The following is a 7303-nucleotide window of genomic DNA, read 5'->3' on the forward strand; positions in this document are numbered from 1 at the left end:
AAAATTAAGCCGCGACAATCTACTAGTCGATGAAGTCGGCTCCGGCGGCGATGGCGAGGCCATGGCCGAGAGCGGCGGCCGGAGTGTGCGCGCCGGGCTGGCCCTTGCCTGCGGCGAGCTGCAGCGCGGTCTGCGCGGCGACAGCGGAGGTGAAGTCCATGGCGTCGCCCGCTCGCAGCCAGCCTTCACGGACGGTGCCGTCGGGCCAGGTGACAACGGCGTGGCCCCAGGTGTGGGGGCGGGGGCGCGGGGTGGCCTTGGCCTTGATCCCCGCCATCCAGTCGATCGCGAAGGACCGTATCGTCCCGATCCGCAGCAGCGCGGAGAGCGGCGGCAGGGCAGCCCGGACGGCACGCGAGGCGGGAACGAGGCCGGAGGTCGCCGACACCGAGGGGGCTTTGCTCACCCGCTGTGCGGCGATGAGTTCACCGGAGGGGACACCGACCGCGGACATGCGCTCCCCGTCGGGCAGGGCCAGGTGATGGACCTCCCCACCGAGGCGGGTCTTGACCAGCCGGCCGCCCTCGAAGCAGCGGCCACCCATCGCGAAGCCGTCCACGACACTGGTGGCAAGGGCGGTGCCCATCACCCCTTCCTCGACGGCGACCGAGGCGAAGGCGTCCACCCGGACCTTGCTCGGCACCGGACGGTTCTCGCACAGGCGGGCCACGATCGACTCGGTTCCGAGGACGCCGAACCCCGCGCCGGTCACCAGGGTGCTGCCTGCGGAGGCGGCCTCGTCGTGCAGTGCGAGCAGGCGGTGGAAGGCGGTCGGGTCGTTGGCCTGGTCGAGGTAGTGGCCGCCGGGCATGCAGGCGCGGGCGAGCGGGACGGCGGTCTCGGCGTAGTCGCCGATGGTGTTGACGACCACGGCGGGCCGCTGCCAGCTGATCTCGGCCGCCATTGCGTCCGACCCCGACGCGACGACGATCTTTGAGTCGGCGCAGAGCCCGAGGTCGGCGGCGGCCTTGCGCAGCCGGCCGGCGTCGCGCCCGACCAGTACAGGGACGGTTCCAGCCGCCGCGATCCGAGCCGCGACGGCCCGACCGACCCGGCCGGTAGCTCCCAGAATCCAGATCTCACCGTGTGTCATCACTCTTCCTCTTCTCTGATGTCTCACTGTGTCATCGCCAGGCTAACACCGCCGATGACACAGTGGGACATCGGATTGCGTAGGGTGGGGGCATGGCACGTTGGGACCCTGGAGCACCGGAACGCCTGCGTCAGGCGGCGCTGGACCTGTTCGACGAGCACGGCTACGACGCCGTGACGGTGACGCAGATCGCGGAGCGGGCAGGGCTCACCCGGCGGACTTTCCACCGGTACTTCCCGGACAAGCGGGAGATTCTCTTCGCAGGCTCCGAGCGGCTTCCGCCCGCCGTGGCCGAGGCCGTTCTGGCCGCGGACCCCGGGCTCGCGCCGCTACCGGCGGCGCTGTCGGCCCTTCGTGAGGTCGGTACGGCGGTCAGCGGCATGGTCACCGACTCCGGGCGCCGCAGGGCGGTCATCCAGTCCAGCCCGGAACTGCTGGAACGCGAGCGCAGCAAGTCGGCGGAAGTCACTGCCGCCCTCCGGGACGCCCTGGAACAACGCGGGGCCGGTTCCACCGAGGCCCACCTCGCCGCGCGGGTATCCTCGATCGTCTCCGAGGAGGCGTTCGCCCGCTGGGCCGATGGCGAGGGCGCCTTCACCGAGTGCTTCGACGCCGCCGAGACCGCGCTTGACGCGATGCTGGCCGAGAACACCTGAGCCAAGGGCGGCAGCGTCACCCCGCTCAGTGTTGGCGACAGCCTCGCGAGGACTCCGCACAACCTCTCCGTGCCCGTGCTGCTGTCAAAACCCGCGAACGGGTCGATTCTCTCTCGGGCGGCGGCTGCCTCCCAAACCGGTGTACATTCGCTGCCCGTTCTCGCGGACAGAGCCAGGCGGACCTGGACCTGGACGCGGCGCCGCTCGCCCCGTCGCGTAGCGGCTACGGCACCGCGCTGCTGTACCGCCGGGAGGTCCTCGGTCGCTGGTGCCGTCACAACCCGGACTTCGGCACCGAGGCCCTGCACGGGCTCGCTGCGACTAGCTTCGACATCCCCGCCGAACCGAACGGCAAGCGGAGTCACCGCCGCACCCATAGCGCTGTGACCTGCGGAGGCGGTCTGCCTGTCAGCCTGAAGCCATCGCAGCGGTCAGCAGGAGTGCGAGAGTGAGGGGAAGCACGGCGAATACGAGCGCGGTGCAGGAGATCGCTGTTCGCAGGGTCCGCTGGGACTGGCGGTGGGGCAGGAGCCAGGCGATCGCGAACAGGCAGAATCCGGTGAGGATCAGCCTGTTGATGCCGCTGGTGTAGCCGTCGGCTTGGAACAGGCTGAACTCCCATGCCAGCAGCGGCAGGCCGGGCAGGGAGGCTGCCAGAGGAACCTTCCACCACGTCTCGTGGGGGTCATGGAGCTGCGGTGCTTCGTCCTCGATCATGTGTCCCAGGCCATCAGACCTGGGGCGTCCAGGACACCGGTATGAGTACTCACTTCGTCCATGCGCGAGTACTCATGAACCATTGCCTGCGCCTCTTCCACCAGGCCGGCCCCAGCCGTCCCCCTCCCAGCTGGTCTGGGCGTGTACGGAACTTTGTGTAAGTCCTGGGCCTTCACTTGGTGTTGAGCCGGTCCTCGAAGAAGAGTGAGAACTGGTTCAGTGCCTTCTTCCAGTGTGCTGCGACGTGGTTGACATCGCGCGCTCTGGGGGTGATCTGCTCGCGGACGGCGAGGTAGAGCACCTTCAGCGCGGCCTGTTCCGAGGGGAAGTGCCCGCGGTTTCGGGTGGCTTTCCGCAGCCGTGCGTTGATCGACTCGATCAGGTTCGTCGAGTAGACGACCTTCCTTGTCTCCGGCGGGAAGGCGAGGTAGGGGGTGAATTGGCTCCACGCGGCGTGCCAGGTCCGCGCGATCGCCGGATACCGCTGGCCCAGCTCGCCTGCGGCGAAGTCGGCGAGGGCCTGCTCGGCGGTCTGCTCGGTGGGGGCGGTGTAGATGGCCTTCAGCTCCGTGACCAGCCTGGTGTGGTGCTGCTTGGAGGCGAACCTCAGCGAGGCACGGATCAAGTGGATCACACATGTCTGGACGGTGGCCTTGGGCCAGGTCGCGGTGACCGCGTCGGGCAGGCCCTTCAGTGCGTCGCAGGCGACGATGCACACGTCCTCGACCCCGCGGTTGCGGAGCTCGGACAGCACGGTCATCCAGGTCGTGGCGCCTTCGCCCTCGTCACCGGCCCACAGGCCGAGCACGTCCTTGCAGCCGTCCATGTCCACCCCGACGGCCAGACAGACCGGCCGGGAGGCCACGGACCCGGAGCGGATCTTCACCCACAGCGCGTCGATGTGGATGATCGGCCAGACGGCGTCCAGCGGTCTGTTCTGCCAGGCGTCGAGCTCGTCGGTGACGGTGTCGGTGACCTTGCTGATCAGGTCCGGTGAGACCTGGACGCCGTACAGGCCGGCCAGGTGCGAGCGGATGTCGCGCACCGACATGCCGCGTGCATACAGCGACAGGACCTGCTCGTTGAACCCTGCAGGCCGCCTGGCGTGCTTGGGTACCAGCTGCGGTTCGAAGGACCCCTCTCGGTCCCTGGGAATGGCCAGCGTGAGCCCCGGCATCGGTCAGCACCGTCTTCAGCGATGTCCCGTTGTGGCTGTTGCCCGAGCCGCGGCCTGCGGGATCGTGCTTCTCGTATCCGAGGTGGTCGGTCATCTCCGTGTCCAGGGCCCGCTCCAGCACGGCGCGGGTGACCGCCGTCAGCAGGCCGCCTTCGCCCAGCAGGGCAGCGCCTGAGGCGTCGGCGCGGTCCAGTAGCCGCTCGACGACCTCATCGACGAGCTTGTCCTCGACCGGTTCGACGGCCGGGATCTCGTTGTCGTTCATGTCCGTCCGTCCCGGCTGGCCGAAGGCCCAGGTCAGAGCCGTGACCAGCCTGTCACGTCACGGACTTACACGATTTTTCAGACACGCTCCAAGCACCCGGAAACCCCCGATCGGCACTGCCGACTTCGAGGAGGCTCCGTGGAACAAGTGCGGCGGGCATTGGTGGATCTGCGGCATCAGACGGAGAACTTCGTCAACGCGTCATGGTCGATGGTGGGGCTGCGTGATCTGGTCTATGAGATGGTGGGCCTGATGTTCACCGAGCTGAGTGCCCATGGCGGTATGGCCGGCGACGGGGCGGCCGGCAGAGCCTTTGCCAAGGTGTAGACCGCAGCCGTCAAGTCCGTCTTCGACCAGTCCGGCTTCGCACACCAGGTGATGGCCAACGGCGCGGGTGCTCTGCTCAGCGCGTCCGAGGAACTCCTCAAGCGCGACGACAAGGTCGCAGCCAAGCTGTTGGAACAGAGCCCCTTCACGCCCGGGATCGGTGATCAGCCGGCCGGCCCCGACTGCAGCCCGCGCGCCAGCCACAACGCCGAGGACTTGCCGAACGTCGTCGGAGAGACCAGCGGCATCGATCAGTACCTCTTCAACGAGCGATTCCTCGGCCAGCCGGACAAGCTGCGGGCCGTCGCCACAACCTGGCACAGCGCGGCCAAGATCCTCCACGACGCCTACTGGGACTCCCGCGACGCATGGAAGACAGCCACCCTCGATCAGGCGGGCCATGCCGCTGACGCCGTCGAGAGCTTCTTCGAGAAGTTCGTCGGCAAGACACCCCCACCCAGCGAAGTGGGCGACCACGACACCCTCCTGGCGAACCTCCCCACGGCCTGCACGATGCTCGCCAACGCCTGCGACGCCTACGCCGACCACGTCGAAACCGCCAAACAGCGCCTTCCCATGGAAAACAGCGAACTCGACGGAGACTTCCTGTGGCCCTGGGAACAGCCACGCTTCGGAGGCGACGGCCACGACGGCGGCCTGCACGACCTCATAGCCGACGACACACGCATCACCTCGCTCGGCAACATCCCTCACGCACTGGACAGCTCCCAGTCCCGAGTCAAGATGCCGCAGCCGGACAACGGCGGCCTCTTTCCCAACCTCCCGCCGCTCCTCGGCCCCCTGATCCGCGTCCCGACGTCGATACCGGCTGCATACCGTCCCCTGCCCGCCAACACTCCCCACATTCAGCCGGTCCCTCCGACGATTCCTCCCGACCCGCGCTTCCCACAGCTCACGCCCAGCCAGGGGCAGAACTTCCAGACCTGGCTCGACTCACTGCGCAAGGGCGACATCTCCGGCGGCAAGCCGGCCGAGCAGGCCTACCAGAGGCGCGTGTCGGGCTTCCCCGAGTTCGAGGTACCCATCCCAGCAGGACTCAGCCCGTCCAACACGCTGATGGTGGACGGATTCCGCAACTCGGATGGGATGGCGGTCGAGGCAAAATACGTGAACAAGCCGAACCAACGCTGCTACCGCTCACTGGAAGACCTCCGCAAGAACCATGCGACCGGCGACAGAGACTTCCTCTACAAGGACGACCGCCTCGAACTCCGCAAGTACGCCGCCGCGCTCAACGACCCACGCAACAAGGAGATGTGCGGTGTAGAGACGGTCACCAACAACCAGGATGCCGTCCAGTACTGGCGCATCATGATGGCCGCCTACGGCGTCAGAGGCCACGCCCGCTACGTTCCCTGACCAGCCCACCCCCAGGAAAGTACCGCTATGGAACCCGAAGAGATCGCGGAACTGCGCACCATGTACGTCTTCACCTCACCGCGCGGGCAGACCTGGGGCCTAACCTTCGCAGGATTCGAGGCGCGGCTGCGCGAACGAAATCCGGACACATTCATCCGAATCGATGACGAAGGAGACGGCCCGGTCCGCGGATCATCAATGATCTTCGGAATCACTTTCGACGACGAAACCCTGGAAGGCTTCGCCAGCCTGGAACCCGAGGGCGTGTCCATCCTGGACTGCAACGCCCACATGGCAGCCCGGGCCGCCCTCTGGCTCCGGAACAACGTGGCACCGGCTGACGTCCCCGTCATGTTCAACACGGACTGGGGAATCGAGGAAGGCATGGAACCCACCCTCATCCCCGACGCCACCCGCCCACGCATCGTGGCAGCACTCGTCCAGCACATCGAGGAAACCGGCGGCCTCGACTGACAGTGCCCCCAACCGGTGGCCGCAGACGCGCTCACCACTGCCAATCGCTGCCGGCACCATGGCGTGGCTGCGGCTGGAGCGCCCGAGGACAGGGCGGGTCGCCCGGAGTGCCGCTGTAGCTGACCGGTAAGCGCGTGATTGTCAACTCAGAGGATATTCTGAGCCGGTATGGCCGCCTTGTCGCCGCCTGATCGTGTGGGTTTGGGCGGTCGGGGCTGGTCGCGCGGCTTGGTCCTGCTGGGCTGTTCGGGTGAGTGACCGCAAGCCCTACAAGAGCGACCTGTCCGATGAGCGGTGGGCGCTGATCGAGCCGGTGATCGCGGCGTGGAAGGCCGACCACCCGTCCCCGACGGGACATCAGGGCCGGTACAAGATGCGGGAGATCGTCAACGCGATCATGTACCAGGGCAAGACCGGCTGCCAGTGGGACTACCTCCCGCACGACCTGCCGCCGAAGTCGGCCGTCTACTACTACTTCGCGGTCTGGCGCGATGACGGCACGGACGTGAAGATCAACGACCTGCTGCGCTGGCAGGTCCGCGAGAAGGCCGGGCGGCCGGAGGACCCGAGCCTGGTCGTGATCGACACCCAGAGCGTCCACGCCCCGGCGAACGTGCCCGCGGCCACGACCGGGAAGGACGCGGCCAAGAAGGTGCCCGGCCGCAAGCGCGGGGTGGCAGTGGATGTCCTCGGTCTGGTCATCGCCGTGACCGTGCTGGCCGCCAGCGCCCACGACAACGACGCCGGCCGCGACCTTCTTGAACAACTGCGCGCCGAACACCGCCGCATCGCCCTGGTCTGGGCCGACGGCGGCTACACCGGCTGGCCGGTCGCCTTCGCTCACGCCGTCCTGACCCTCGCACTGACCGTCGTCAAGCGCAGCGACGACGCCAAGGGGTTCGTGGTGCTGCCGCGCCGCTGGGTCGTGGAGCGCGTGCGCCGTGAGGCGCTTGTTGATCGTGTGGAGGTGAGAGACCTGCACCAACCCGCTGTCGCAGCAGTGGGGTTGAAGCTGAGGGCAGCCTGATCCGGGAGGTGCCGGGGAGGGCGGGAAGCAGCCCTGACAAAGCCGGGGCGGGGCCAGAACTGCCAGATGGCCGTGGGTCCGGCGAGCAAGACGGAGAGGTGTACGCGAGAAACCGGTGTGTGAAGCCTCGTAACGAATTCCCACCAGCTCGAACCTGGCGGATCTGGGCTGGGTGCGGTGCGTGCCT

At 67.7% G+C, this 7303-nt stretch carries 6 protein-coding genes and 2 pseudogenes; 5 read left to right on the top strand and 3 right to left on the bottom strand.

The window, feature by feature from the left end; translation table 11 throughout:
• Positions 1-22: 22 nt before the first annotated feature.
• Positions 23-1093: a saccharopine dehydrogenase NADP-binding domain-containing protein gene (locus tag BIV23_RS45120; protein WP_071386788.1), complete on the bottom strand. Its 1071-nt coding sequence runs from the start codon at positions 1091-1093 to the stop codon at positions 23-25.
• 92 nt (positions 1094-1185) lie between these two features.
• Between BIV23_RS45120 and BIV23_RS45125 the strand changes: the two genes are divergently transcribed.
• Positions 1186-1749: a TetR/AcrR family transcriptional regulator gene (locus BIV23_RS45125; RefSeq protein ID WP_071386789.1), complete on the top strand. Its 564-nt coding sequence runs from the start codon at positions 1186-1188 to the stop codon at positions 1747-1749.
• Between the two features lie 408 nt (positions 1750-2157).
• Here BIV23_RS45125 and BIV23_RS45130 read toward each other — a convergent pair whose 3' ends face one another.
• Together BIV23_RS45130 and BIV23_RS45135 are read right to left on the bottom strand one after the other, a co-directional pair.
• Complete coding sequence (locus tag BIV23_RS45130) at positions 2158-2466, bottom strand: hypothetical protein (protein ID WP_071386790.1); 309 nt, start codon at positions 2464-2466, stop codon at positions 2158-2160.
• A 172-nt stretch (positions 2467-2638) separates the two neighbouring features.
• Positions 2639-3908 (bottom strand): annotated as a pseudogene (locus BIV23_RS45135) (IS256 family transposase).
• 138 nt (positions 3909-4046) lie between these two features.
• Here BIV23_RS45135 and BIV23_RS45140 point away from each other — a divergent pair.
• The 4 genes and pseudogenes from BIV23_RS45140 to BIV23_RS45155 all read left to right on the top strand — a co-directional run.
• Positions 4047-4235, top strand: coding sequence for a hypothetical protein (locus BIV23_RS45140; RefSeq protein ID WP_143079287.1), 189 nt, complete (start codon positions 4047-4049; stop codon positions 4233-4235).
• 51 nt (positions 4236-4286) lie between these two features.
• Positions 4287-5615 carry a restriction endonuclease fold toxin-2 domain-containing protein gene (locus BIV23_RS53025; RefSeq protein ID WP_245790960.1) on the top strand — a complete coding sequence of 443 codons (1329 nt, stop codon included), beginning with the start codon at positions 4287-4289 and terminating at the stop codon, positions 5613-5615.
• Positions 5616-5642: 27 nt separating this feature from the next.
• Entirely contained in the window at positions 5643-6089 is a 447-nt protein-coding gene (locus tag BIV23_RS45150) for a hypothetical protein (RefSeq protein WP_071386792.1), read from the top strand.
• A gap of 250 nt (positions 6090-6339) precedes the next feature.
• Positions 6340-6972: pseudogene (locus tag BIV23_RS45155) on the top strand (IS5 family transposase); the annotation flags it as partial.
• Positions 6973-7303: the final 331 nt, after the last annotated feature.

The organism is Streptomyces monashensis, from assembly GCF_001866665.1.
Taxonomy (GTDB): Bacteria; Actinomycetota; Actinomycetes; order Streptomycetales; family Streptomycetaceae; genus Streptomyces; species Streptomyces monashensis.